This is a genomic window from Neobacillus sp. SuZ13 (assembly GCF_030123365.1).
Classification (GTDB): domain Bacteria; phylum Bacillota; class Bacilli; order Bacillales; family Cytobacillaceae; genus Neobacillus.
Genome location: NZ_CP126107.1, coordinates 1,412,913 through 1,439,093 on the forward strand (window position 1 = coordinate 1,412,913; position 26,181 = coordinate 1,439,093).

Genomic DNA, 26,181 nt, shown 5'->3' on the forward strand with positions numbered 1-26,181 from the left:
AACCTATTTTTATTATATAACTTTTTGAATACTTTTAAAATTAGTAAATTATAAACAACACAAATTAATAATTTGGTAAAATAATAGTAGTTTGGAAAAGAGGTGTAATATGAGTGAAATTGAACGCTATTCAAGACAGATTCTTTTTCAACAGATAGGGAAGACAGGTCAAATAAAATTATTGAATAGCAAAGTGGCCATTGTGGGAGTAGGAGCACTTGGTACGGTGATTGCTAACCATCTTGTCCGTTCAGGGGTGGGCTATATCCGTTTAATTGATCGGGATTTGGTTGAACTTTCAAATCTGCAGCGTCAGACGCTCTTTGATGAAGAGGATGCAAGCTTACAGCTTCCAAAAGTCATCGCTGCCCAAAAAAGGTTAAATAAAATTAATTCATCTGTTACCATTGATGCACATATCGCTGATATAAACCTTGATAATGCAGAAGAATTATTAACAGGTATGGATTGCATCGTAGATGGTACCGATAATTTTATGACACGCTTCTTAATCAATGATGTGGCTGTTAAGTATCGAGTTCCCTGGGTTCATGGGGCAGCTGTAAGCTCTAGAGGGATGTTTACTTCCATAATACCAGGAAAAACACCTTGTTATCGCTGTCTCTTTCCTAATGTTCCAACTGGGACAGGGGAAACCTGCGATACCGTTGGTGTATTGTCACCGTTAACAGATATTATTGGATCATTTCAAGCCCTCGAGGCAATCAAAATATTAATTGGGGAAAAGACTACACCTAATTTAGAACAAATTGATATTTGGGATTATTCCACCTTGCAAATGGATATTTCCGAGGGGAGAAATCCTAATTGTCCAACATGTGTGAACCATCAATTTGATTTTCTCGATCGATCTTCAGAACAGCAGATAGCTTATACAACACTTTGCGGGCGTAATACGATCCAAATTAATCCACGAAATAAACGCGAATTGGATGTAAGAAAGTTAGCCGAGAATCTTAAGAAAAGTGGCAGTGTGTCGGGAAATGACTATTTGCTCCGCTTTTCTCCAGATGTAGATACTTCAATTGTTGTGTTTAAAGATGCACGTGTATTGATTCATGGAACTAATGATGTGGTCAAAGCAAAGTTGCTTTATTCCAAATACATTGGGAACTAAATGGATTCAAATGAAAAAGGCGTGGATGCCCATGCCTTTTTTTCTATGAGATCATTTTCTCTATCACTAATCGTTTTCCCGTATTTAATGTAAATTCAAACCGATCATTCACCTTTTCGTAATAACAAAAATGGTGTTGGACATTACAAATTTGTTCCTGATTATCGAAGACTAAAAAATTTACCCCATCCTTACGATTTTCATCCGATAAGAAGGATAAATGATTATAACAGTAGATGCAATCGTAAATAGAAAAGTTTAAGGAGTTTAAAGTGGTAACAAATTGAAAAAAAGCATCATCATTTATCCCATCTAAAAGCCTTTCAAGTGAATAAACTAAATGTTTCCTAATCCTGACTAAATCATGATTACGAAGCATGGTTGCTTCGTTTCCAATTCGGATTTTTCCTGTTTCGTACAATTTACCTCTCTTCCAACGGTTCATCCGGAAGACTTCAATTTCTTGCTGAAGGTAATCATCTAACATTTCAGCTTCTTCCGTTTCCTCATCAAAGAAGATCCATTGTTCATTAATTTGTTCAACAGTTCCTTCTGTGTAGGCTCTTTCCTGAAAATCGTATAGTCTCATTCGTTGTTGTCGATTCATTATTAACCTCCGTGCCAGATGATATCATATTCTTTTTAGACATCTTCATGAAATTTTATAACAGAAAGGTAAAGTATTATTTTTTTAACTTAAAAATCTGACTACCTTACACAGCCTTCCGCTTTTCTTTTTGGACAATTAACCAATTCCTATGGGCTGAATACTATAAAACATGATTCATGTACAGTAGTTCTGTTAATGAGGAGTGTGAAAGAAAATGTGTGGCATTACAGGCTGGATTAATTATGATAGGTCACTCAAAAACGAGGTAGAAACACTGACCAAAATGACAAATACTCTGGCAAAAAGAGGCCCGGATGAAACAAACATCTGGTCTGATGCAAATATTGCTTTTGGTCATAAAAGACTGATTGTTGTTGACCCTGAAGGGGGAAGACAGCCAATGTCCAAACTAAAAGACGGATATAAATACACCATTTGCTATAATGGGGAATTGTATAATACAGAAGATATCCGCAAAGTTCTCCATACTAAAGGATATTCATTTAAGGGTCATTCTGATACAGAAGTTCTATTATCTGCCTATATAGAATGGGCGGAAGAGTGTGTAAATTATTTGAACGGAATTTATGCATTTGCTGTTTGGGATAGCAAAAAGGAGCAGCTCTTTATAGGCCGAGATCGCTTAGGAGTAAAACCATTATTCTTCAGGGAACATGAGAAAGGTCTTTTATTTGCTTCTGAAACCAAGGCTATATTAGCCCATCCAGAAGTGAAAACTGAAATCAATCAAGAAGGTCTTGCTGAAATCTTTGGAATTGGGCCATCTAGATCGCCAGGTTCCGGGATCTTTAAAGGAATAAATGAACTAAGACCGGCACATGCTCTAACATTTTCAAAGAATGGTCTAAAAATTTGGCGTTATTGGAATGTAAAAAGTGAAGAACATAAGGACAGCGTGGAAGAAACCGCTGAGAAGGTCCGCTATTTAGTAACAGATGCTGTAACGAGGCAGCTTGTTTCGGATGTTCCATTAAGTACCTTTTTGTCTGGCGGTTTAGATTCAAGCATCATTACGGCGATAGCTGCAAAAGGTTTTCAGGACCAAAACAAAGGGCAGCTCCATACCTACTCCATTGATTATGAAGGTAATGACAAATATTTTTCCTCAACAGAATTCCAACCAGATGCTGATGGGAAATTTATTCAAATGATTACGGATAAATTTAAGACCATTCACCATAACAAAATAATTACTCAGGAGCAATTGGTAAATGATTTGGTCGAAGCGACCCATGTAAGGGACCTTCCAGGGATGGCAGATGTTGACTCCTCATTACTTTGGTTTTGTAAAGAAATCAAACAGGATTTTGTTGTTAGCCTGTCAGGGGAATGTGCAGATGAAATATTCGGCGGGTACCCTTGGTTCCATCGAAAACAAGACTTAGAACGTCCAGGATTTCCATGGATGCGGTCATTAGCAGAACGACAAAATTTGTTGAAATCACATTGGCAGGATAAACTTAAATTGAATGATTACGTAATGGAAAAGTATAATCAGGCGATTGCCGAAACGCCAAGATTAGATGGTGAAAGCGGGGAAGAAGCTAAGCGGAGAGAATTATTTTATATTAATATGATTAGCTTTATGACTACCTTGCTTGATCGGAAAGATCGGATGAGCATGGGTGCAAGTCTCGAAGTCAGGGTTCCATTTGCCGATCACCGCCTTGTTGAATATGTGTGGAATATCCCGTGGGAAATTAAAATGTATCGTGGGAGAGAAAAAGGAATTCTTCGAAAAGCATTTGAGGGTATTTTACCAGAGGAAGTATTGTATCGTAAAAAAAGCCCGTATCCAAAGACACACAATCCTGCCTACACGATTGCCGTCCAAAAACAGGTGGAGAATATTTTACAGGATAAATCCTCCGCATTACATGAATTTTTTAATAAAGAGCAACTTGAAAATATCGTGAAGTCTGGTGGGAATTCCTTTCAAGAACCATGGTTTGGCCAGTTGATGACAGGACCTCAATTATTGGCGTACCTTGTGCAACTGCACACATGGTTTAAGGATTATAATATTAACATAGTGAATTAATTAGGTTTGATTTCTAGCAAATCGAAGAATTTAAATTTGGAATAAAAACTTGATTAGATTAAAATAGTGTAGGGAAGAGGATATCCTCTTCCCTTTTTTAGAGGAGGATTTAACTATATGAAAAAAATCACAATTATTTTAATCTTGTTATTACTGAACTCATCGCTTTCTGCACATGCGGCCGTTGAAAAGAAAGAACGCTTATGGCAGGATGAATCGGTTTATTCCATTATGATTGATCGTTTCAACGATGGAAATCGGAAAAATGATATTGATGTAAATGCTAAAGATCCTTTGGTATATAATGGCGGAGATATCCAGGGAATTATTGATAAGTTAGATTACATACATGATATGGGGTTTACTGCGATTCGATTAAGTCCTATTTTTGATAACACAAAAAATGGCTACCATGGTTTTTGGGTAAAGGATTTTTATAAAGTTGATGAGCATTTTGGCACGATGAAGTCTTTCCAATCGTTAGTAAAAGAAGCTCACAAACGAAAAATGAGGGTAATCATCGATTTTGTGACGAATAATGTAGCGGCGGATCATCCTTGGCTAAGTGATTCCGGCAAGCAGGATTGGTTTCATGCAAAACATGAGACAGCATCTGGAGATGAAAAACAGAAGGAACTTGAGCAAGATTGGATTGATGGATTGCCCGATCTTAATCAGGATAATCCAGAAGTGAAAAAATACTTAATTGATACTGCAAAATGGTGGATCAATAAAACAGATATTGATGGGATGAGCTTACCGGAAGTAAACTATGTTCCAATTAGCTTTTGGTCTGATTTTTCAACTGAACTTAAGAAGACAAAAAAAGACTTTTTTCTGTTAGGGGTCATTTCAAAAAATAATCCTATAGATATGCAAACATATACAGGTGCTGGGATAGACAGTGTCGTTACGTATCAATATAGTGAAAAATTAAGAAAGACTTTTGCAAGTACAGATCAGTCCTTTAGTACACTATACTCAGATGTGGATAAAAATCAGCAATCATTTTTAAGACCTAATTTTTTGGATAACGAATATACAACAAGATTTACGAGTGATATTGTGGCAAAGAAACAATTCCCAGGCTCACGCTGGAAAACAGCAATGTTGTACCTTTATACCACTCCAGGCATTCCAATCATTTATTATGGGACAGAAATTGCTTTAAATGGTGGAGGAATTCCTGATAACCGCGGGCAAATGAGCTTTAGGGCTGAAAAGGAATTGATTGATTATATCACCAAGGTGGGAGAATTAAGGAACCAACTTCCTTCATTAACAAGAGGAACAATGGAGATGCTCTATGATCAAAATGGTATGGTTGTTTATAAACGTGTATATAAAGGGGAAACCTCAATCATTGCAATCAATAATTCAAGCAAATCTCAAAGTGTAACGTTAACAAACGACCAGATTGAGGATGGGAAAGAACTGAGGGGACTCCTGGGAGGAGATAAAGTAACAAATAATGATAATAAATATATGATCATTCTAGATCGGGATAATTCAGAGGTATATGTTGCAGCGGAGAAAAGCGGCATTAATTTTCCATTGATTGCCGGGTTAGTGGTTGTTTACCTGTTGTTTTTCTTATTTTTAATGAAATTAAGAAAAAATAAACGTTAAAATGTCGGGGAGCTTTCCCCGACAATTTTTTTAGCCGTTAATAATTTCTCCGCCATTTACATGAATCATTTGCCCACTGACATAGGAGGAGTCATCTGAGGCAAGAAAAACATAACTGGCTGCTAGTTCATATGGCTGTCCTGCTCTACCCATTGCCGTATTTGAACCAAACGTAGCAACTTGGTCTTCTGTGAAAGTCGATGGGATCAGAGGTGTCCAGATTGGACCTGGGGCAACGCCGTTAACGCGAATCCCTTGAGGTGCGAGGGACAATGCTAGAGAGCGGGTAAAGGAAACGATTGCCCCTTTGGTTGCGGAATAGTCCAATAATTGTTCATGACCCTTGTAAGCTGTTATGGAAGCCGTATTTATAATTGATGCCCCCTGTTTTAAAAAGGGAAGAACCATTTTTGTCATATAGAAAAAGGAGAAAATATTTGTACGGAATGTTTTTTCCAATTGTTGAGAGGTGATTGATAATAAACTTTTTTGCGGGTGTTGTTCCGCTGCGTTATTGACAAGTATATCTAACCTCCCAAATTCGGAATGAATCTTATTCACGGTTTCTTTGCAAAATTCTTCACTGCCTATGTCCCCAGAATAAAGCAGGCATCTTCGCCCTTCCGCTTCAATTAATTTCTTTGTTTCTTCTGCATCTTGATGCTCTTCTAAATAAATAATTGCTACGTCTGCCCCTTCTTTGGCAAAATAAATGGCGGCAGATTTTCCGATCCCACTGTCACCACCAGTAATAATTGCTGTTTTGCCTGTTAATTTTCCACTTGGCTGATAATTGGGATCAACCGAAATGGGCAGAGGATTCATTTCACTTTCGATGCCGGGCTGATGATTTTGATGCTGTGCTGGAAAGGTCTTCTTTTGTTGATTTTGATTGTTGCTCATTACTTAATACCTCCAAGTGTTTACTCCTTATTAGTTTTTGATAAATAGGTCAAATTATGAAAAAAATGATGATAAAAAAAGCGAAAGGATTTATCAATCCTTCCGCCGTTTTTATTATCGGTAATTTATAAACTGGACATCCACTGTTAGGTCAGCCTCACGCACAAGGGAGATGATCTTTTGTAAATCATCCCGATTTTTACCACTAACACGGACTTGGTCGTCCTGAACCTGACTTTTCACCTTGACGCCGCTATTTTTAATAATGGTATTAATTTTTTTTGCATTTTCTTTATCAATACCTTGAACCATTTTAGCACGTTGACGTACTGTTCCGCCGGACGCTTTTTCGACTTTTCCATAGTCAAGATTCCGAACTGGAACTCCTCGTTTTATTAACTTGCTAAATAGAACATCCTTTAGTTGGTCCATTTTATATTCATCATCGGAAACAAGCACCAGTTCTTCTTTTTCTTTATCAAGTGAGACTTCACTTTTGCTGCCCTTAAAATCATAGCGTGTGCCAATTTCTTTCATTGTTTGGGCGATCGCATTTGATACTTCTGATAAGTCAACCTGAGATACAATATCAAATGAGCTATCTTTTGACATAACAAAACCTCCATTTTATTAACAATATCTTAAAACCATCTCTGAAGAAAGTTTCCCTTTATGGGTACATTATAGTAAAATATAGCAGTTCAAACAACTATTTGAAGAGGAAGCGTCCTTTCCGTACATATGGATTGGAGTGCTTGGAATGAACTTAACTAATTCTCCGTGAGTAGAAAAGAGGAGCTATATATGTCTTTAAATGAATTAATCGGTCAAACCACCACATTAACTGTAGCTAGGAAAGCTTCGTTTGGGTATTTTTTAACAGATGGTAATGAAGATGTATTACTTCATTTTAATCAAGCCCATCAAGAATTTGAAGAAGATGATCAGGTTGAGGTTTTTCTGTATGTTGACTCAGAAGGTCGAATCTCTGCTTCCACCAATATTCCAGACGTAGCGGTTGGACATTATGCTTGGGTGAAGGTTACAGACTCAAATCCAAGAATTGGTGTGTTTTTAAATATCGGACTTCCAAAGGATATTTTGTTAGGTATTGATGATTTGCCTGTACATAAATCCGTCTGGCCCCAGCCTGGAGACTTAGTCTATATTACTTTAAAACTAAGCAGTAATTATCTTCTATACGCAAAGCTGGCCACGGACCCAGTGATTGAATCTATTTCTGTAAAAGCAACAAGAGCCAATTTTAATAAAAATGTACAAGGACATATTTACCGAACAGCCAAAGTCGGAAGTTGGATTTACACTATCGAAGGTTTTAAAGGATTCATTCATGAGTCACAAAGACAGCAAGAGCCACGGATTGGAGAAAAGGTTGAAGGTCGGATTATTGATGTAAAAGAAGATGGTACAATCAATGTTTCCTTGCTGGCAAGAAAAGAGGAAACGCAAGATGTTGATGCGGAACGAATTTATGAGTATTTGATGAGCAGAAATGGTGCCATGCCATATAACGATAAAAGCATGCCTGAAGATATTAAAGATCGATTCAACTTAAGTAAAGGTGCCTTTAAACGTGCGCTTGGTAAACTTATGAAAGAGGGCAGAGTATACCAAGAGGGCAACTGGACCTACGTGAAGAAAGATTAATGTTTTTACATACTCTTTTCAAATTGACAGAAACTAAGTGTGAATCTATTTGAAAGGGGTAAGGTTATGCCGCATACTTCAGACAACGATAAAAAAGCGAAAGACAACAATGCCCTTCGCCATGAAAAGAATATGATGCGCGAAAAAAATCGTCAAGCAGGAAAAAATCAATACTCCAAGAAGACAGATCATAAATAGAGGAATGAAAAATGAGTGAGGTGTTTATACCCCACTCATTTTTTAATTTGATGAAGGTAGTTCATTTAAGAAGAAAATGGAGATGGTACCAGCACCTGTATGGGACCCGATAGCCGAACCGATTGAAGTCATAAAAACTTCGACCGGATGGAATTCATCTTCAATCATTGCTTTCATTTCTATAGCGTTATCTTCACAATCCGCGTGGCTAATTCCAATGACTTGGTTATCCATATCAGCGCCGCGGTCCTTCATAATTTCAATGATGCGCCGCATCACTTTTTTCTTACCTCGTATTTTTTCGATTGGGACAAGTTTCCCGTCCTCTACATTGAGGATAGGCTTAATATTCAATAATCCTCCAAGAAAAGCAGAGGCTTTGGATACACGCCCTCCCTTTGCTAAATAATCTAAATCTTCCACTGTAAAAAGATGTTCCATATGAGTGCTTCTAAATTGCACATCTTCTAATATTTTTTCTTTTTCAATATTTTTAGCAGCAAGAACCGCAGCTTCTCGAACCACTAGACCAATTCCAAGCGAAGCACATTTGGTATCAACAATTGTTAAATTAAAATTTGGATATTTTTCCTTCACTTGGTCAAGAATCATAACAGCAGTAGAATATGTACCAGATAATTCTGAAGAAAAGGCTATGTATATCCCGTCTTCACCTTTTTCTGCCATTTCGGTAAATACTTCCTCGAACAAAAGAGGGGAGACTTGGGATGTTTTGGGAACAATTCCACTTCGAATTGCTTCGTATACGGTGTACGGATCAATTGATTTTACATCTTCATATTCTTTGCCATTAATCTCAACTTTTAAAGGAAATAAAGTCACATGGTGCTCTTCATAAAAACTTTTTGGTAAATCGCATGCGCTATCAGCTAGTATTCGTACCTGCACATAGCTCACCTGCTTTCAAACTATTTATAGTTTCAGTTTATCGGTTTCACATTAAAAATACAATTATCTATCACAGAAAACGTTTCAACAGATACATATTCTCTCAGGTAAAGGGGTAATAGATATGATTTGGCTCCAGATAAAGAAGCTAGGAGTGGTTGCAGCGGGTTCCTTGTTAGGCGCCTTAGCGATGAATTTATTTTTGGTACCTGCAAATATTTACTCAAGTGGATTTACGGGAATAGCCCAATTACTTTCAAAGGTGTTAAGTGACTACACACCAATACATGTGTCGCTAGGATTTTTATTATTATTACTGAATATTCCTGTGGCTATTTTAGGATGGAAAAAGGTAGGAAAGTCTTTTACAGTTTACAGCTTTATTAGCGTTGCGTTGTCTTCGTTATTTTTGATACTCATCCCGATTAAACAGGTTTCAAATGATATCCTTCTAAATGCAGTTTTTGGTGGAGTCATCCAAGCCGTTGGCGTTGGGATTACGTTAAAATGGGGAGCATCAACGGGAGGTGTAGATATCATTGCAATGGTTTTATCGAGAATGAAAGACAAGCCGATTGGACCCTATATGTTGGTCATAAATGGAGTGATTATTTTAACAGCAGGATTTTTGTATGGCTGGGAAAAAGCTCTTTATACGCTTGTAACTTTATATACTTCGACTAGGGTGATTGACGCCATCCATACTAGGCATGCAAAACTCACTGCAATAATTATTACCAAAAAGGCAGATGTAATGAAAAAAGCCATACAAGAAAAACTTGTAAGAGGAATTACGATTCTCCCTGCCAAAGGGGCATTTTCAAACGAAGCTAGAGAAATGTTAATGGTTGTCATTACACGATACGAACTTTTTGATTTGGAAAGAATCCTTAAGGAAGTGGATCCAAATGCATTTACTAATATTATCCAAACGACTAATATCTATGGATTTTTTCGCAAAGAGTAAAAAGAAAAGCGGAAGCGCACTGGCGCTTCCGCTTTTCTTTTTTTCTAGCTACAGCGCCTAGGGGCTCGGGGTCATAAGTCAATCAGTCATGAAGGTTAAAAAGCAACCTTCAGGCCTGCTTGTCTTATGCCTGTCGCCCCTGTGCAAGGCGCTTCCGCTTTTCTTTTTACAGTTGATCAAGCTCTTGTTGCATTTGTTGGAGCTGTGCTTGCTCTGCTACGGTGGAATTTGCATAAGCAGAACTTAATGCATTTTTTGCTTTCGCCACAGCAGAATCAAGTTCAGCAGGGTTGGCCGATTTCGCCATTTCAACAAATCTTCGTGCTTCTTGGAACAATTGGTTTCCCATTTTATATTCCTCCAAGCGAGGATTCTTGCACATTGGCCATTTTCTGAGCTTCCGCTTCAGCATAGGTCATGTGGTAGGGAATACGTTCGGCATGTTTACTGACCGTATCCACTCCTTGCTGGACAAAGCGTTTTGATTTGTTTCGTTTACCCATTCGAATCCCTCCAATATGCTCAAGGCTCATTTTGAAGCAGTATTGCTGCTTCAGAATATAGTATGTACAAAAATGAAGACGTTCATTTAGGTAAACAATGGCGAAAGGATGTTATAATTTTATATTTAACAAATTTGCCAAATATTGACCCACTCCATCTTCTTCGTTACTTAAAGTAACGTCATTCGCAATGTTTTTAACTTTATCAATGGCATTTCCCATGGCAATCCCATGACCAGCATATTCAAGCATTTCTAGATCGTTGTCTTCGTCGCCAAACGCAATTACTCTTTCGGCAGGGATACCATAATAATCAGAAGCTTTTTTCAATCCAACAGCCTTATTTAAGCCAGACTTAATAATTTCAACCACATGCCATGGTGCTGCCCAACTGCGATGGTCAATTACTTCCGCATGGACTGCAGATAAATGATCACGTATTAAATTTAATTGATCTTCCTCTGTATGAACTAACAAACTTGTAGGTGAATCCTTTAAATAATCGGCTAAATCTCCTGTTGTGATGTTAGGATTTCCAAAATTAAAAATGTCTAAAAGCTTTTCATCATGATAGTGGAAATAGACATCATCGATTACTTCCGCGATAATATTATGAAAATGAAAGCTTCTACACGCTTCAACTATTTCGTGCGCAACCTTAATATCAAGTGGTTCGTGATAACCCCAGCCGGGCTTTCCGGGAAAATGCACAAACGCTCCATTAAAATTGACAATTGGTGTGTCTAAATTTAATTCACGGTAATACATTTCACAGGAACGAAAAGGCCTGCCCGTTGCAATCATGACGATATGGCCTAATTCTCTTGCCTTTTTAATAATTTCTTTTGTTTTTAAAGATATCGTCTTATCATCTTTCAATAAAGTTCCATCTAAATCTAATGCAATTAAGTGTCTATTTGCCATAAGAACTCCTTCTAATAATAATTTCATCACGAATAATGATGGTTGCTTTAGGAAAAAAATTATATTCGTGATACACTCTAATATAAATATAGCTGTTTCTTGTAACTTTAATTATTTCTATATTAACTATGTTAACAATTTTATAACGAAACTGTAAAAAAATGCACACCAATAAGTATAAAAAAACTATATACTTTTTTTGTGAAGTCTCAATTATAAGGAAAACAAAGTTATTTGCTATAATAAATTTAGGACAAAGACATTTGAGGAGTGGAATAAAAATGAATGAAGAGTTAAAAGAAAATATATTAGGCGCGTTAGAGTTAGTTATTGACCCGGAACTTGGAGTGGACATCGTAAATTTAGGGTTAGTATATGATACGGAAATGGATGATGAAGGGAATGTAACCATAACGATGACATTAACATCAATGGGCTGCCCGCTTGCTGGTACGATTGTGGACCAAGTTAAACGAGCATTGGCTGATATTCCAGAAATCAAAGAGGTAGAAGTAAATATTGTTTTCAATCCTCCTTGGAATAAAGAGATGATGTCACGCTATGCGAAAATTGCCTTAGGAATTCGCTAAAAACAGCAGAACTTTTCTGCTGTTTTTTTTATCCTTCACTTTTCTGACATATATATTTGCTAGGAATGTGAGATAGTTCACTTTTTTCGAACATAAACACCTTTATAATACAGGTTAATAAGGCTATTTGATTTAAAAGCCAGTATTAGGAGGCACATTCAATATGAATTTTAGCCGAGATTTTAATAAAGACCCATTTATCGTTATATGGGAACTTACTAGAGCTTGCCAATTAAAGTGCCTGCACTGCCGTGCGGATGCCCAGTATAGAAGAGATCCACATGAATTATCGTTTGAAGAAGGAAAAAATTTAATTGATCAAATATATGAAATGAACAATCCAATGCTTGTTTTTACAGGCGGAGACCCGTTGATGAGAGAAGATATTTTTGAAATTGCAAAATATGCAGTTGAAAAAGGTGTACGGGTATCAATGACGCCAAGTGCGACACCGAATGTAACCAAAGAAGCTATTGAAAAGGCAAAAGAAGTAGGTCTAGCACGTTGGGCATTTAGTATTGATGGTCCCAAAGCCGAGATTCATGATCATTTTAGAGGAACGGCAGGTTCCTTCGACCTTACCATGGAAAAAATAAAATATTTGCATGAGGTTGGGTTACCTATTCAAATAAATACGGTAATTTCCCGTTACAATATTGACTATCTCGATGAAATGGCAAAAATGGTAGAGGATTTAGGCTGCGTGTTATGGAGTGTCTTTTTCCTAGTTCCAACTGGAAGAGGTCAAGAATCGGATATGATTTCTCCTGTTCAACATGAAAAAGTTTTCAGATGGTTATATGATTTAAGTAAGCGGGTTTCTTTTGATATCAAAACGACAGAAGCAATGCACTACCGTCGGGTTGTGATTCAACAAAAAATGCGTGAAGCAAAAGAAACAACCGATGAAATCGAATATTTAAGTGCATTAACAGAAAAAGGATTAACCGGCTCCATTGATGGATTGGGACGTGCTCCAAAAGGTGTTAATGATGGTAATGGATTTGTGTTTATCTCCCATATTGGGGATGTTTATCCAAGTGGACTACTACCAGTTAAAGCGGGTAATATTCGTGAAACCCCATTAGCAGAAATTTACCGTGAATCACCCATATTTAAATCATTAAGGAACCCTGATCTCTTTAAAGGAAAATGCGGTGTATGTGAATTCCGTCATGTTTGCGGAGGATCCAGGTCCAGAGCCTATGCGATGACTGGAGATTATCTGGAAAGCGAGCCATTCTGTGTTTATATCCCCAAAGCTTTAAGAGAAAAGCAAGTACAGAAAAATTAGAAAAATAGTTCAAGGCTGCCTCATTTTTGTGAGACAGCCTTGTCAGAGTCGTTACTTAAGGAAAATAAAAAATAGGATGGCTTTCCATCCTATTCAATGTTGCAATAGACTGCAGAACAATTTTCACAATCTATTTCATTTTTTAAGTATTGTAAATCCAAAATGGATATTTTTCCTTTTTTAACAGAAATAATTTTATCTTTTTTTAATTCGCTTAAAATTCGGTTGGTACTTTCACGAGATGTACCGCAGAAATTAGCCAGTTCTTGGTTTGTAAGCGGAAGGTCAATGAGGATTCCATTATCTATTTGAATACCATAACTATTTGACATACGGATAAGAGTTGAAAATAGTGCCCCGCGTTTTCCATTTAGGACAAGATCGCGAAACTTTGTTTGCGTTTTACGGAAATGATCACTCATCCATTTCATGAATTCAAAGGCAAGTTTACTATTTTGAAAAATTTCGCTTTCAATTACATCTTTCTTTATTGCAACAACTTCTCCTTCTTCAAGAACCATTGCACTTAATAAATACCTAGGATTATCCGTAAAAAGGGTTAATTCTCCGCAAATATCATTTTCTCCACAAATTCTTAATGAAAGTTCACGACCATCCGATGTGATTTTACTAATTTGAATTTTTCCAGAAATGATAATGTAAAGTTCTTCGGCAACCATTCCTTCTTGAAATAAAAAGCTTCCTTTTTCACTTTTAAATTTCCGATCTGCAAATCTAAGTAATTCTTTTATTTCAATGGAATGAGTTGGTTTCATTGGTATTGTCATCGAATTCACCTCTAGGCATCTTTTTAATAACCATTTATTTTCTAATCTTCATGATTTGTTTGTTAGTAATATTTTATCTTATTAGAAGTCATAAAATAGAAGTAAACAATGACAATATAGTGAAAACTTATACGGACCTAAAAGTATTTCTTGATTGGCAAACTTCTGCTAAGATAAGACTTAAAGTAATAAGTATTGTAATAGTGAATAATGTAACAGTCTTTTCTACGAATTACTGATACACTTAAAATAGGTTCCTTAAAAATAATGGAGTTGAGATTAATGGAAAAAACCATTATTAAAGATAAATTAAATAGACCCTTGCATGACTTAAGAATTTCTGTAATCGATCGGTGCAATTTCCGCTGCCAGTATTGTATGCCAGCAGATCAATTCGGGCCTGATTTTGAATTTCTTCCAAAAAGCGCCTTGCTATCATACGAGGAGATTGAACGCCTTGCGAAAATTTTTGTTAGTTTGGGTGTGGAAAAAATTCGGCTAACTGGGGGAGAGCCTCTTCTTCGTAAGGATTTGCCTATTCTTGTTAAAAAACTTTCAGTTATTGAGGATTTACCTGATATCGGATTAACGACTAACGGTGTACTCCTCCCGAAATTAGCAAAAGAGTTAAAGGAAGCTGGTCTTAAACGCGTTAATGTCAGCCTTGATACCTTGAACGATGAACTCTTTGGGGAGATTAACGGTCGAGGAGTAGGCACTGGACCTGTATTGGAGGGCATTGAAGCCGCCAAACAAGCTGGGCTTGGGGTCAAAATTAATATGGTTGTAAAAAAGGGTCTAAATGATACTGAAATCATTCCAATGGCAGAATATTGCAAAGAAAATGGACTGGAGTTGCGTTATATCGAATTTATGGATGTTGGCTCTACAAATGGCTGGAAAATGGATGATGTCATTACAAAAAAACAGATCTATTATCTATTAAAAGAGCGATTTGAGCTCGAGCCAGTCGACCCTGCCTATTATGGGGAAGTGGCAAAACTGTATCGTTATAAGGATAAAGATGTGAATGTTGGGTTCATTACATCTGTATCTGAGTCGTTTTGCACAAGCTGTACACGTTCACGTTTATCAGCCAATGGTCAGATTTTTACTTGTTTATTTAATGGGAATGGGCATGATATTCGGAACTTTATGAGAAATGGTGCCACTGATGAAGAGATCCGGGCAAGAGTGACTGCAATTTGGAATGGTCGAGATGATCGGTATTCAGACGAAAGAACTGCAGAAACGTACAAAAATCGAAAAAAAATAGAAATGTCTTATATCGGCGGTTAACCTCTCTTCATGAGAAGAGAGGTTTGTTTTTTATATGGAAAAACAGCCTGGTTTATCAGGCTGTTGTAATTATTATATATATCTTGGAAATAGAATGTTGTTTTCAAGATGCACATGCATAAAAGTTAATCCTTCTAAGGCCTCTAAACGTGCATAAACTAGACGATACGTACCACAAGCATCTAAAGGGAGAGTAAAGTCAGATGTAACAGCACGAATTTTCCTTAAAATTTCTCCAGCATGGTCATGTTCCTTTTCTAATTCAACAATCATTGCAATAGCTTCTTCACGGTTCTCGACAGTACCATCTGCCAGCTGCTTAATTAAAGGAAAAACCACTGCTTCCTCGTTTGCCATATGTTCCATCAATTCTTTTTTGAATTCATAAAAGAGTTCATTCACCTGTAATAATTCTGGGTGGCTATCACCGTGGACACGTGATACTTTTGTTACATATGGACTAAGCATCGTTAATTCTTCTTCTGATACACGATGGTAATTGGAGATGACATGATTAATAATCGTAGTTGAATCAGAGTTAGTCCAAACTTCAACGTCTTTTTCGGCATTTTCATATGTTTCAAATACTTCCTTTAATTCCTCTAATAAAGTATCAAGGTTAAGATTATTTTGAGTGACAGCAGTTGCTAATGGAATGTTACCTCCACAGCAAAAATCAATCCTGTTCTTTTTAAAAACATCACTTGTTTTTGGTAATTCATTTACAATATCTTTAACTAATGAATCTGCAGTAATAGTGAAACTCATCGTATATTTCCTCCTTAAAAAAATCCTATTAAGTAAATCTACGTTAATCATAATTTATAAAAGCAAAAAATTAGGTGACCTGAATCACACATTCGATATGATTTACATTTTTATGTCTGAATTCCTTTAAATTGTGACATTTGATATGTTGTTATGTTTCTAATAAGCTTATAATGAAGGTTATTCAATGATTAATGGTATATATCAAAAACAGGTATATGTTTATAGCAGGAGTTGATGATTTTGTTTGAAAGAAGAAAACCAATACAAATTGGGGAAGCTGTCCAAAAAATTATGGAATATCAATTACCGGGTGTGACCGAAAAGGTTTCAATAAATGAAAGTTATGGCCGCTTTTTATCAGAGGATTTAATTGCAACAAGCGATGTTCCTCATTTTGATCGGGCTCCCTATGATGGCTTCGCGGTAAGGTCAATTGATACCCGTGATGCCGCACAAACGAATAAAGTTGAGTTTGAAGTTATCGATCATATTGGTGCTGGAATGGTTTCAAAAAAAGTAATTGGTGCGTTCCAAGCTGTAAGAATTATGACTGGAGCAATGATGCCTGAGGGTACAGACGCAGTGGTTATGTTCGAACTTGCACAGGGATACGAAAAGAATGGAATTCCCTATATGTCAATTAAACGCAGTTTTAAAAAAGGTGATAATGTTTCATTTAGTGGAGAGGATGCCAAGCAAGGTGAAGTCTTGGTAAGAAAAGGGACGTTAATCAATCCTGGGATACAAGCCATGCTTGCGACATTTGGTTATGAACATGTAGCCGTAGCAAAAAAACCTATTGTAGGTTTATTTGCTACAGGGACAGAACTGTTAGAGGTGAACGAGCCACTAGTTCCTGGGAAAATTCGTAACAGTAATTCCCATATGATTGCAGCGCAAATAGAAAGAGCCGGAGGGATTGTCCGCTATTTAGGCAAGCTTCCGGATGAGTTTGATACCTGTTTTGAAGCAGTGAAGAATGCTTTAAACGATGTTGACTTGTTAATTACAACCGGCGGGGTTTCAGTGGGTGATTTTGATTATCTGCCGGCTATTTATAAAAAGCTTGGTGCGGAGGTTTTCTTTAATAAAGTTGCCATGCGTCCTGGAAGTGTGACGACAGTGGCACAGTATAATCGCAAGCTTCTATTTGGGCTTTCGGGAAATCCATCAGCATGTTATGTAGGGTTTGAATTGTTTGCCCGCCCAATCATCCGAAGAATGCTTTTTTCAGAAAAACCGCATCTTCGTATTGAAAAAGCTCTATTAGAGGTGGATTTTCCTAAAGCAAATCCATTCACTAGGTTTGTTCGAAGTTCAACGTTTATTGATGCGGGAAGACTAATGGCCACACCGAGTGGACTCGACAAGTCTAACATCATTATGAGCCTTTCTGGGGCTAATTCACTGATGATTCTTCCAGGCGGTACTAGAGGCTATGCAGCTGGCAGTGAAATCGATGTCCTGCTGCTTGAAGATCAAGTTGGTAGTGAATGGCCTTGGTAACTCCTGTCATCTTTCAAGTGGTCGGTTATCAAAATAGTGGAAAGACAACAATCACTTCAAAGTTGATTAACCTGTTAGCAGAAAAAGGGGTAAAAACAGTTACCATAAAGCATCACGGACATGGTGGCAGACCAGAATATCTACCATTGAAAGATACAGAAAAACATGTAAAGGCAGGAGCACTTGCATCAATCGTCGAAGGAAATGGGAGTTTACTCCTCCAAGCCGAAAACCATTATTATTCACTTGAAGACCAGATTGAATTGATGACATTTTTTCAGCCAGACGTGATTTTAATAGAAGGCTACAAACTAGAGTCTTTTCCAAAGTTGCTGTTATTAAGAGATGAAAATGACCTTTCTTTATTAAAACGCGTGTCCAATATTGCTGCTATTGTATACTGGAAAGACAAAATGGATAAGGTAATCAAGTTGAAAACCGATATTCCTTGTTTTCATATTGATGATAAAAGGGCGATAACATGGACTCTGAAATTACTTCAAGAGCTTGTTCATAAAATGGATCAAAAAAGTTAAGAAGATGTCACAAAGAGAAGGCGAAGGCCTTCTTTTTTATGGAATTATGTGATGTGTTTCACTTATATTTTTGCTAAGCTAGCTTATATTTAGGCTAGTCAGGAAAAAGGAGTGAAAATAATGAAGTTATTTTTACCGAAGCAACATGGTGCATGGGCAATGCTAATCATCCCTTTTTGGCTTGGTGTCATTAAGGGAGGATTTATTTGGCAGCATATCCCATTTTTCATCGGCTGGCTCTTGTTATACTTGGCAACCTACCCGATGCTCCTCTTATTTAAAAGAAAAAAAATCTCTTTTTATACAACATGGACTCTTTTATATATGATTCCATCGTTACTATTTTTACTTTTTCCTCTGTTGGAAAGACCATCAATTATATATTTTGGCCTTCTGATGCTGCCGTTTTTTATGATAAATGCTTTTTATACTTCAAAGAATCAAGACCGGGCGTTTATGAATGATCTCAGTGCCGTTTTTGCCTTTTCAATAGCTGGATTAGCAAGCAGTTATTTAACAAATGGGGAAATAAACTTCGAAACAATTGTTTTCACCTTTTTAACATCGGTACTATTTTTTGTTGGCTGTACCTTTTATGTAAAAACAATGATTAGGGAAAAGAAGAACAACCAATTTAAATGGATTTCATGGATTTACCATATCATCTTAGTATTTTCTTGCTTCAGTTTTGGTGTTTGGATTGTTGCCTTAGCATTTATCCCTAGTTTACTAAGAGCGATTGTTTTTTATGGCAGGTCTTTATCCCCGAAACAAATTGGTATTTACGAAATCATTAATTCCGCGATATTCTTTACGATATCAGCTATACAAATAGGATTATTAACATAAAAAAATCGGTCAAATGACCGATACAGATTGTGGAGAAAGGGATCTTTTCCCGGCAATTTTTTTCTTTATTTAAAACAATCTTTTGATATTGTCCCTGCTATTGGGCCTGTTGATTTCCACTCCGGGCACCCGCTTTCCGCGGGGAGGTCCTGGAGCCTCCTCGGCGCATTGGCGCCTGCGGGTCTCCAGTGACCTCTCTATCCCGCAGGAGTCGAGTGCCCCTCCGCTCCAATCAACAGGGTGTCAAATCAACCTAAGCATTGCCACACAATTTTGCTACCCTAGCTAAATTTGTTGCAATCTTTATTATATTTTTGCAGGCTACAATAAGGAGAAATGTTCATTCATCCTTAAGAACATATTCATTTTCACTTTGGTTAGATTCTATTAGCTTAAACATTGAATTCTTATTATTAATTGAGTTGCAAATCTTTATTAATACACCTGTTGATTGGAGCGGAAGATGCGAAGACTCCTGCGGGAGTACGGGTCAGGGAAGACCCCGCAGAAGCGCAGCGACGAGGAGGCTTCCCGGCACGCCCGCGGAAAGCGAAGCATCTGGAGCGCAAATCAACAGACTTGTCGCAAAGCCAAAATATTAAAATAAAAAGGCTATCGAAAGTTTCGATAACCTGAAAATCGGTCAAATGACCGATTTTTTTCACTTAAAGAATATCTAATCCACTTTACAGATTTCTACTGGACAGTCCTCGCAATCGATTTCCCGTTTTAAATAGTCCAAATCATGAATGGTAATCGTGCCCTTATCGATGGATACAATTCCGTTCTTGCGTAAATCGCTTAACAAACGATTTACAACTTCGCGTGAAGTACCGCAAAAATTTGCTAACTCCTGATTGGTTAATGGCAGCTCGATTAATATTCCATTATTGGTTTTTATTCCATAACTATTGGTAATTCGAATAAGTGTAGAGTATAAAGCTCCTTTTTTACCATGAAGAACCAAATCACGAAACTTAGTTTGAGTTTTTCGATATTGCTGGCTCATCCACTTGATGAATTCGAAAGATAGTGATATATTTTGCGAAAGTTTTTCTTCGAGAGTATCTTTCATAATTACTGCTACCTCTCCACTTTCAATAACACGAGCACTTAATAAATATCGTGAAGATGGGGAGAATAAGTTTAATTCACCGACAAAATCACCACGCGAGCACATTCTTAATGTGAGTTCTCTCCCATCAGGAATGATTTTGCTGATTTGAAGAATTCCACTTTGAACTATGTACAATTCATCAGCTGTAGATCCTTCCTGAAATAGAAAAGTACCTTTTTCAACTTTCTTTATATGGTGAACTGTATCAAAAAGATGGGACAGTGTTACCGGCATTTCTCTTACTGACTGCATACTCATAACCACCTTTAAAGGTACAAAAATTTGATTTAAAAAATTGACAGTCAAGGTTAGATTTACAAGATAATACTATAATTATATTGTTAACAAAGAATAATTAGCAATAAATGAGCAATAAGTTCATACAATCGTCATAACTTCGTGCCGACTTTGTTTATTTCTTAGGAAATAATGTCGAATAGTATAGGAATTTGTAAGAAATGCCAATAATGACAGAGCCTGAAATGGAAATAATAACATTGTGAAGAAAAGGAGGGAAAAAGAATGGGTCAAAATCGCCAGTTTAAATCTGGGAGTAAAGCACCTAATAATGGTGTATATATTGAAGTGGGAGATACGGGAAGCAATGTCAATAATCCGAAAAAAATCAAGTTAAAAGCAGGGGATGCATTCCCTGAGACTTCCAATGATGAACGAGTTTGGACATATCAGCGAAAACCATAAGTTTAATACAGAAAAGGTCATCCATTGGGTGGCTTTTTCTTTTGTCTAAACTCTCGACTATAGACTATATTTCTAAATGAGAAAATTTTCTTTTTAGACGCGATTGTTTTATAATAAAGAAAAAGGTCAAAAATGGTCAAAGAGGGTGTTGAAAAATGGATATGAACCGAATGACAGAACGGTTACAGAAAGGATTGATGGATGCCCAATCGTTAGCCGTTAAGCAAAATCATCAAGAGATTGATGAACCTCATTTATTTATATCGTTAATGGAGCAAGAAGATAGTCTTATTTCTGCCATATTAGAAAGGTCAGGAGTCTCTTCTGTAAGAACGAAAAAGAATCTTATGGAATCTCTGTCTAAAAAACCAGTGGTTACCGGCAGTGGAGTAGAACAAGGAAAACTATATATTACCGCAAAGCTGCAGAAGTTACTTGTAAAAGCTGAAGAATATAAGCAAAAATTTTCTGATGAGTATTTATCTGTCGAGCATATTCTATTAGCTGCGGTTTATTCAGATGACTCAGAAATGCGAAAGATATTACGAGCTTTAGGAAAACAGCCAGACCATGTTTTACAAGCCATAAAAGATATAAGGGGGAATCAAAGAGTGACATCACAAAATCCCGAAGCAGGATACGATGCCTTAAAAAAATATGGACGGGATCTTGTTGCGGAGGTTAGAGCAGGAAAAATGGATCCTGTTATCGGACGTGATACTGAAATCCGAAATGTCATCCGGATTTTATCAAGAAAAACAAAGAATAATCCGGTGTTAATAGGTGAACCTGGTGTAGGAAAAACAGCAATTGTAGAAGGGTTAGCACAGAGGATTGTTCGAAAAGATGTTCCAGAGGGTTTAAAGGATAAAACCATTTTTTCATTAGATATGAGTGCGTTAATTGCAGGTGCAAAATTTAGGGGTGAATTTGAAGAACGATTAAAGGCCGTATTAAATGAGGTTAAAAAGAGTGAAGGCAAAATCTTATTATTTATCGATGAGATTCATACCATTGTTGGCGCAGGGAAAACGGAAGGTGCAATGGATGCAGGAAATATGTTAAAACCGATGCTTGCACGTGGTGAACTTCATTGCATTGGAGCAACAACGCTTGATGAACATAGAAAATATATTGAAAAAGATCCTGCACTTGAACGAAGATTTCAGCAGGTACTTGTCCAAGAACCAAACGTTGAAGACACCATTTCAATTTTAAGAGGCTTAAAAGAGCGGTATGAGGTACACCATGGTGTTAAAATCCATGATCATGCTTTGGTAGCAGCGGCAACATTATCAGACCGTTATATTACGGATCGGTTCTTGCCCGATAAAGCCATTGATCTTGTTGACGAAGCTTGTGCGTTAATCCGGACTGAAATAGATTCCATGCCAACAGAGTTAGATGAAGTAACCCGCAGAGTTATGCAATTAGAAATTGAAGAAGCAGCTTTAAGTAAAGAGGTGGATGAAGGAAGCAAGTTACGACTTGAAGCACTTCTAAAGGAACTTGCGGACCTTAAAGAGACAGCCAATGAAATGAAGGCAAAATGGCTGCAAGAGAAACAAAGTATTCAAAAATTGCAGGAGAAAAGGGAGCGACTGGAGAAACTACGCAGGGAACTTCAACAGGCAGAGGATCAATACGATTTAAATCGTGCAGCAGAACTTCGACACGGTCAAATTCCTTTAGCAGAAAAGGAACTGAAAGAACTCGAAACCGTAACTTCTAAAGATGAAAGATTACTTCGTGAAGAAGTGACAGGAGAAGAAATTTCGAACATTGTATCTAGGTGGACTGGTATTCCTCTTTCTAAATTAGTCGAAGGCGAGAGAGAGAAGCTGCTCCGATTAGAATCGATTCTGCATGAAAGAGTAATTGGCCAGAATGAAGCTGTAAATTTAGTGGCAGATGCAGTCCTAAGGGCTCGTGCTGGAATTAAAGACCCTAACCGGCCAATCGGATCATTTTTATTCTTAGGTCCAACTGGGGTTGGGAAAACAGAGTTAGCAAAAGCCTTAGCGGAGTCTTTATTCGATAGTGAAGATCATATTATCCGGATTGACATGTCAGAGTATATGGAGAAGCATGCCGTTTCCCGCTTGATTGGTGCACCTCCTGGATATGTGGGCTACGAAGAAGGCGGACAATTAACTGAAGCAGTAAGGAGAAGGCCATACTCTGTTATCTTAATGGATGAAATTGAAAAAGCCCATCCTGAGGTCTTTAACATTCTCCTTCAAGCGCTTGATGACGGAAGAATTACAGACTCGCAGGGGCGTGTAGTTGATTTTAAAAATACAGTAATAATTATGACATCCAATATTGGCTCACAATTTTTGTTAGAACGAAGTGAAATTGAAAGTGAAATCCCCGACGAGGTTCGAGAAAAAGTGATGAGTCAATTGAGGGGGCATTTCCGTCCAGAGTTTTTAAATCGCATAGACGAGACGATTCTCTTTAAGCCACTATCACTAGAGGAGATAAAGAATATTGTTGCAAAAATGATGAGAGAATTGCAAAATCGCTTAAAACATCAACAAATAGATATTCTCATCAATGAGGAAGCAAAAGAATTTATAGCTGTAAATGGTTTTGATCCAATATATGGTGCTAGACCGTTAAAACGTTTTATCCAAAGAAATATCGAGACTAAACTAGCTCGTGAAATAATTGCTGGAAAGTTACATGATCATTCCAAAGTGGAGATCGGTATCAGCAATGGAGAAATTTCATTAGCGGTTAAATAGAGATCCATATAAAAAAGGTCATCCGCTTGGATGACCTTTTTTTAATGTTTTGAAACTGGCTCGTTTGGAATCAATGCAGTTACTGCGTAAATTAGAATAGTTACACCAATTGCAGCAACAGTACCAGTAACGAAATCATATTTTGCTCCTGCAGTCATTGAGCTAACTACATATGTAAGCATTTGCACTAATAGAAATGACCAGAAAAGGGTCCAAAAAAATCGCATTATTCTTCACCTCTAACAACCTATTTTACATCTTTAATTATATTATCATATGATTCAGAAATGATAAAGCGAAACTTCCTCTCAAGGTAAGTTGTCCTATATTGGTTTACATTGCTCTTTTCCTTTATTTCCTACTTGAATTCTACATGTGCATGTAAAAATAGGCAAATCCCCTTTCATCTTTAATAAGGCGGCATACAATACTGTGAGGAAATATGGAAAAGGAGATTTATCGATGGAGAATCGCAATTTTCAGATGGATACCCAATGGAATATTATTCATTACCCAGAGAAGCCTACAGGATTTGGGATCTTAGTACTTGGAGATGAAAGGCATTTTGTCGATGACTGTAAATGCTTTTGGACACAAAATGAAGGTAAGTTGGCAATTATCAACCAGCTAAAAGAAAAAGGGTACACCATTTTTTCCTCGAATCTTTATGGGCGAAACTGGGGGAGCGAAAATGCTGTTGAACTCGCAGAGAGGTTATACCAGCATGTGATCCGAAGCGAGATTCTAAATAACAAAATTCATATTTTGGCAGAAGGTATGGGGGCATTGGTTGCATTGAAATTAATGGAAAAGATGAAGCACAGGATTAGGTCGATCATTTTACTTAATCCGATTCTATCCTTAAAACATCATCTTGAACAAGAAAAGGAACATAAATTTTTTTACAAAAAGTTACTGAGAGAATTATCATTAGCGCATCAAATAGAACAGAATTTACTCGAAAACACTATTCTTAACAAGGAAGAAACCATTAAACAACCATTTGACTGTCCAGTTAAAATAATTCATGTCCTGTCTGGGGCAAAATCCTATAACCAGTCTAAATTGTACCAACAATTAATTAGTGTATCAGAAATAAATCCAACATTTATTCTTCCAGAAAAAAAACAACAACTAGCGATCATTATGATAAAGTTCTTCAACAGCCATGAATCGGTCTTATAAACTTCATCCTCCCCGCAAGAAATAATTCCTTAACGATGCGCATAGGATTCATTAAGGTTAGTGTGGGGAGGAAAAATATATGGACAAGGCAATTCTTTTTGGGATGTTTGACTTTGTGAATTTTCATATTTGCAAGAGTTTGTTAAATAAAGGGATAGAGGTAGATGGTATTCATCTAGAAGAGACGGATTATATGGAATTTATAGAAGAAAAAAGGCTTGAAGTGGGCCGAAATGCAAACTTGGTTGAACAATCATTATCCGAGTGGGAGCGTGAGCCAGTAAAACCCACACCTAATACTAGTCTGATCATTTCAATATATGATCTTTATATGAGTAAAAAAGAAAAAATTTTACAGGATAAAAATGTAACTAAGCATATGATTCAATATCTAGCGGTTAATAAGAACGATGTTAATAATGTACTAATTCTCCCCGTACAAATGCTGGCGAGTACATTTAGGGGCAAGGAAATAGAGGGATTTCTGGATTTAATAAAAGAAACAGGAAAGAATACGCAGTTTATTTACTTACCCGCAGTTTATGGTCCATGGCAAACGTCTACTTTTTTATTTCAGAAAGTATTAATTTCAAAATATCAAGAAATAAAGATTACTACTGATGAACGGGAATGGTCTAATGATGTCCTTTTTATAAATGATGCACTAGAGGCGATCTTAGATATAATGGAAACAGGAAAGGCAGGCAGTTATATACTTGAAAGTGGCAAGCAGAATCAATGGTTGAGATGTGCCGACTATCTAAATATCACTGAAAATCATCGGGTGGAAAATGGTTTTGAATCATTGGATTTGAATTCTGACATTGTAAAAGTCTCCATAAAAAAAAGAACTCCATTAAAAACATCCATTCAAGAGCAAATGGATCATGTCCAGAGATTGCATGCAAATCAGTTGTAAAGTGTCCTGAGTTTTGTATAGAATATGTTTGAAATAGGGATGATGAAAGAAAGGATTCATTTCGCTAATAATAAGTTAGAAGGAGATAATATGATAAGTCAGGATAAATCTCTAGAATTTATGCAGATCGCGATGAAATACTTACCCGAAGCTAAAGAACAATTGGACAAGGCAGGCGTTGAATTATCAATGGATTTAATCCAGCCGTTCATGAACCTTTTTACAAAGGTTATGCAAGAGGCATACGAACTCGGGTTAGCTGAAGGACGTAAAGAAATGTAAAAAGAAATAAGCTCTCAAACGCGGGAGCTTATTTCTTTTTCAATATTTACCCTAAACAGTTGCTTAAATTAGACTTTATTTG

28 protein-coding genes are annotated in these 26,181 nt (G+C 36.9%); 17 read left to right on the forward strand and 11 right to left on the reverse strand.

Annotated features, from left to right (window positions below; translation table 11 throughout):
- Nucleotides 1-109: 109 nt before the first annotated feature.
- Nucleotides 110-1,138, forward strand: coding sequence for a ThiF family adenylyltransferase (locus QNH17_RS06770; protein ID WP_283877985.1), 1,029 nt, complete (start codon nucleotides 110-112; stop codon nucleotides 1,136-1,138).
- Between the two features lie 43 nt (nucleotides 1,139-1,181).
- Here QNH17_RS06770 and QNH17_RS06775 read toward each other — a convergent pair whose 3' ends face one another.
- Nucleotides 1,182-1,745 carry a DUF2777 domain-containing protein gene (locus QNH17_RS06775; protein WP_144553579.1) on the reverse strand — a complete coding sequence of 188 codons (564 nt, stop codon included), beginning with the start codon at nucleotides 1,743-1,745 and terminating at the stop codon, nucleotides 1,182-1,184.
- 217 nt (nucleotides 1,746-1,962) lie between these two features.
- Here QNH17_RS06775 and asnB point away from each other — a divergent pair, with 217 nt between their 5' ends.
- Together asnB and QNH17_RS06785 are read left to right on the forward strand one after the other, a co-directional pair.
- A complete protein-coding gene (gene asnB / locus QNH17_RS06780) occupies nucleotides 1,963-3,810 on the forward strand; it encodes an asparagine synthase (glutamine-hydrolyzing) (RefSeq protein ID WP_283877986.1) in 1,848 nt (615 codons plus the stop codon).
- Between the two features lie 117 nt (nucleotides 3,811-3,927).
- Nucleotides 3,928-5,439, forward strand: coding sequence for an alpha-amylase family glycosyl hydrolase (locus tag QNH17_RS06785; RefSeq protein ID WP_283877987.1), 1,512 nt, complete (start codon nucleotides 3,928-3,930; stop codon nucleotides 5,437-5,439).
- A 30-nt stretch (nucleotides 5,440-5,469) separates the two neighbouring features.
- Here QNH17_RS06785 and QNH17_RS06790 read toward each other — a convergent pair whose 3' ends face one another.
- Both QNH17_RS06790 and QNH17_RS06795 read right to left on the reverse strand, forming a co-directional pair.
- Nucleotides 5,470-6,342: an SDR family oxidoreductase gene (locus QNH17_RS06790; protein WP_283877989.1), complete on the reverse strand. Its 873-nt coding sequence runs from the start codon at nucleotides 6,340-6,342 to the stop codon at nucleotides 5,470-5,472.
- 114 nt (nucleotides 6,343-6,456) lie between these two features.
- Nucleotides 6,457-6,954 (reverse strand): YajQ family cyclic di-GMP-binding protein, encoded by a 498-nt coding sequence (locus QNH17_RS06795; RefSeq protein ID WP_283877990.1) that lies wholly within the window; start codon nucleotides 6,952-6,954, stop codon nucleotides 6,457-6,459.
- Nucleotides 6,955-7,146: 192 nt separating this feature from the next.
- On the opposite strand from QNH17_RS06795, the gene QNH17_RS06800 reads away from it, so the two are divergent.
- Both QNH17_RS06800 and QNH17_RS06805 read left to right on the forward strand, forming a co-directional pair.
- Complete coding sequence (locus QNH17_RS06800; protein WP_283877991.1) at nucleotides 7,147-8,010, forward strand: CvfB family protein; 864 nt, start codon at nucleotides 7,147-7,149, stop codon at nucleotides 8,008-8,010.
- Nucleotides 8,011-8,076: 66 nt separating this feature from the next.
- Nucleotides 8,077-8,208, forward strand: a complete 132-nt coding sequence (locus tag QNH17_RS06805) for a DUF3941 domain-containing protein (protein WP_081825501.1) — start codon at nucleotides 8,077-8,079, stop codon at nucleotides 8,206-8,208.
- A gap of 42 nt (nucleotides 8,209-8,250) precedes the next feature.
- Here the strand turns inward: QNH17_RS06805 and QNH17_RS06810 are convergent, their stop codons facing one another.
- The gene (locus QNH17_RS06810; protein WP_283877993.1) at nucleotides 8,251-9,117 is read right to left on the reverse strand and encodes a DegV family protein; all 867 of its coding nucleotides are present in this window, start codon (nucleotides 9,115-9,117) and stop codon (nucleotides 8,251-8,253) included.
- Between the two features lie 124 nt (nucleotides 9,118-9,241).
- Between QNH17_RS06810 and QNH17_RS06815 the strand changes: the two genes are divergently transcribed.
- A complete protein-coding gene (locus QNH17_RS06815) occupies nucleotides 9,242-10,084 on the forward strand; it encodes a YitT family protein (RefSeq protein ID WP_283877994.1) in 843 nt (280 codons plus the stop codon).
- A 166-nt stretch (nucleotides 10,085-10,250) separates the two neighbouring features.
- Here the strand turns inward: QNH17_RS06815 and QNH17_RS06820 are convergent, their stop codons facing one another.
- The 3 genes from QNH17_RS06820 to QNH17_RS06830 form a co-directional block, all read right to left on the reverse strand.
- Nucleotides 10,251-10,433 (reverse strand): DUF3813 domain-containing protein, encoded by a 183-nt coding sequence (locus tag QNH17_RS06820; protein ID WP_283877995.1) that lies wholly within the window; start codon nucleotides 10,431-10,433, stop codon nucleotides 10,251-10,253.
- A gap of 1 nt (nucleotide 10,434) precedes the next feature.
- A complete protein-coding gene (locus tag QNH17_RS06825; RefSeq protein WP_166258563.1) occupies nucleotides 10,435-10,587 on the reverse strand; it encodes a hypothetical protein in 153 nt (50 codons plus the stop codon).
- A gap of 111 nt (nucleotides 10,588-10,698) precedes the next feature.
- Complete coding sequence (locus tag QNH17_RS06830; RefSeq protein WP_283877996.1) at nucleotides 10,699-11,511, reverse strand: Cof-type HAD-IIB family hydrolase; 813 nt, start codon at nucleotides 11,509-11,511, stop codon at nucleotides 10,699-10,701.
- Nucleotides 11,512-11,792: 281 nt separating this feature from the next.
- Between QNH17_RS06830 and QNH17_RS06835 the strand changes: the two genes are divergently transcribed.
- Together QNH17_RS06835 and QNH17_RS06840 are read left to right on the forward strand one after the other, a co-directional pair.
- Nucleotides 11,793-12,101: a metal-sulfur cluster assembly factor gene (locus QNH17_RS06835; protein WP_283877997.1), complete on the forward strand. Its 309-nt coding sequence runs from the start codon at nucleotides 11,793-11,795 to the stop codon at nucleotides 12,099-12,101.
- Between the two features lie 163 nt (nucleotides 12,102-12,264).
- Nucleotides 12,265-13,395 (forward strand): TIGR04053 family radical SAM/SPASM domain-containing protein, encoded by a 1,131-nt coding sequence (locus QNH17_RS06840; protein ID WP_283877998.1) that lies wholly within the window; start codon nucleotides 12,265-12,267, stop codon nucleotides 13,393-13,395.
- Nucleotides 13,396-13,484: 89 nt separating this feature from the next.
- On the opposite strand, the gene QNH17_RS06845 is transcribed toward QNH17_RS06840, so the two are convergent.
- On the reverse strand, nucleotides 13,485-14,183 hold the full coding sequence (locus tag QNH17_RS06845; protein WP_283877999.1) for a Crp/Fnr family transcriptional regulator: 699 nt from the start codon (nucleotides 14,181-14,183) through the stop codon (nucleotides 13,485-13,487).
- A 282-nt stretch (nucleotides 14,184-14,465) separates the two neighbouring features.
- Between QNH17_RS06845 and moaA the strand changes: the two genes are divergently transcribed.
- Nucleotides 14,466-15,482 (forward strand): GTP 3',8-cyclase MoaA, encoded by a 1,017-nt coding sequence (gene moaA / locus QNH17_RS06850; RefSeq protein ID WP_283878000.1) that lies wholly within the window; start codon nucleotides 14,466-14,468, stop codon nucleotides 15,480-15,482.
- A gap of 72 nt (nucleotides 15,483-15,554) precedes the next feature.
- On the opposite strand, the gene ric is transcribed toward moaA, so the two are convergent.
- Nucleotides 15,555-16,250 carry an iron-sulfur cluster repair di-iron protein gene (ric, locus tag QNH17_RS06855; protein ID WP_283878001.1) on the reverse strand — a complete coding sequence of 232 codons (696 nt, stop codon included), beginning with the start codon at nucleotides 16,248-16,250 and terminating at the stop codon, nucleotides 15,555-15,557.
- A 243-nt stretch (nucleotides 16,251-16,493) separates the two neighbouring features.
- Here ric and QNH17_RS06860 point away from each other — a divergent pair, with 243 nt between their 5' ends.
- The 3 genes from QNH17_RS06860 to QNH17_RS06870 all read left to right on the forward strand — a co-directional run bounded on the left by QNH17_RS06860 (nucleotide 16,494) and on the right by QNH17_RS06870 (nucleotide 19,144).
- A complete protein-coding gene (locus QNH17_RS06860; RefSeq protein ID WP_283878002.1) occupies nucleotides 16,494-17,759 on the forward strand; it encodes a molybdopterin molybdotransferase MoeA in 1,266 nt (421 codons plus the stop codon).
- Nucleotides 17,747-18,295, forward strand: coding sequence for a molybdopterin-guanine dinucleotide biosynthesis protein B (gene mobB / locus QNH17_RS06865; protein WP_283878003.1), 549 nt, complete (start codon nucleotides 17,747-17,749; stop codon nucleotides 18,293-18,295). The genes QNH17_RS06860 and mobB overlap by 13 nt, the downstream gene beginning before the upstream one ends.
- Nucleotides 18,296-18,415: 120 nt before the next feature.
- Complete coding sequence (locus QNH17_RS06870; RefSeq protein WP_283878004.1) at nucleotides 18,416-19,144, forward strand: YwiC-like family protein; 729 nt, start codon at nucleotides 18,416-18,418, stop codon at nucleotides 19,142-19,144.
- A 676-nt stretch (nucleotides 19,145-19,820) separates the two neighbouring features.
- Here QNH17_RS06870 and QNH17_RS06875 read toward each other — a convergent pair.
- Entirely contained in the window at nucleotides 19,821-20,513 is a 693-nt protein-coding gene (locus QNH17_RS06875) for a Crp/Fnr family transcriptional regulator (RefSeq protein WP_481858577.1), read from the reverse strand.
- 270 nt (nucleotides 20,514-20,783) lie between these two features.
- On the opposite strand from QNH17_RS06875, the gene QNH17_RS06880 reads away from it, so the two are divergent.
- Both QNH17_RS06880 and clpB read left to right on the forward strand, forming a co-directional pair.
- Nucleotides 20,784-20,963 (forward strand): YjzC family protein, encoded by a 180-nt coding sequence (locus QNH17_RS06880; protein ID WP_026566122.1) that lies wholly within the window; start codon nucleotides 20,784-20,786, stop codon nucleotides 20,961-20,963.
- A 155-nt stretch (nucleotides 20,964-21,118) separates the two neighbouring features.
- Nucleotides 21,119-23,713, forward strand: coding sequence for an ATP-dependent chaperone ClpB (gene clpB, locus QNH17_RS06885; RefSeq protein ID WP_283878005.1), 2,595 nt, complete (start codon nucleotides 21,119-21,121; stop codon nucleotides 23,711-23,713).
- 41 nt (nucleotides 23,714-23,754) lie between these two features.
- Here the strand turns inward: clpB and QNH17_RS06890 are convergent, their stop codons facing one another.
- The gene (locus QNH17_RS06890) at nucleotides 23,755-23,940 is read right to left on the reverse strand and encodes a YjzD family protein (protein ID WP_283878006.1); all 186 of its coding nucleotides are present in this window, start codon (nucleotides 23,938-23,940) and stop codon (nucleotides 23,755-23,757) included.
- Nucleotides 23,941-24,175: 235 nt separating this feature from the next.
- On the opposite strand from QNH17_RS06890, the gene QNH17_RS06895 reads away from it, so the two are divergent.
- From QNH17_RS06895 to QNH17_RS06905, 3 genes are all read left to right on the forward strand, one after another.
- Nucleotides 24,176-24,898, forward strand: a complete 723-nt coding sequence (locus tag QNH17_RS06895; protein ID WP_283878007.1) for an alpha/beta fold hydrolase — start codon at nucleotides 24,176-24,178, stop codon at nucleotides 24,896-24,898.
- 79 nt (nucleotides 24,899-24,977) lie between these two features.
- Nucleotides 24,978-25,817, forward strand: coding sequence for a hypothetical protein (locus QNH17_RS06900; RefSeq protein ID WP_283878008.1), 840 nt, complete (start codon nucleotides 24,978-24,980; stop codon nucleotides 25,815-25,817).
- 93 nt (nucleotides 25,818-25,910) lie between these two features.
- Nucleotides 25,911-26,099, forward strand: a complete 189-nt coding sequence (locus QNH17_RS06905; RefSeq protein ID WP_283879448.1) for a ComZ family protein — start codon at nucleotides 25,911-25,913, stop codon at nucleotides 26,097-26,099.
- The last annotated feature ends 82 nt before the right edge of the window (nucleotides 26,100-26,181 follow it).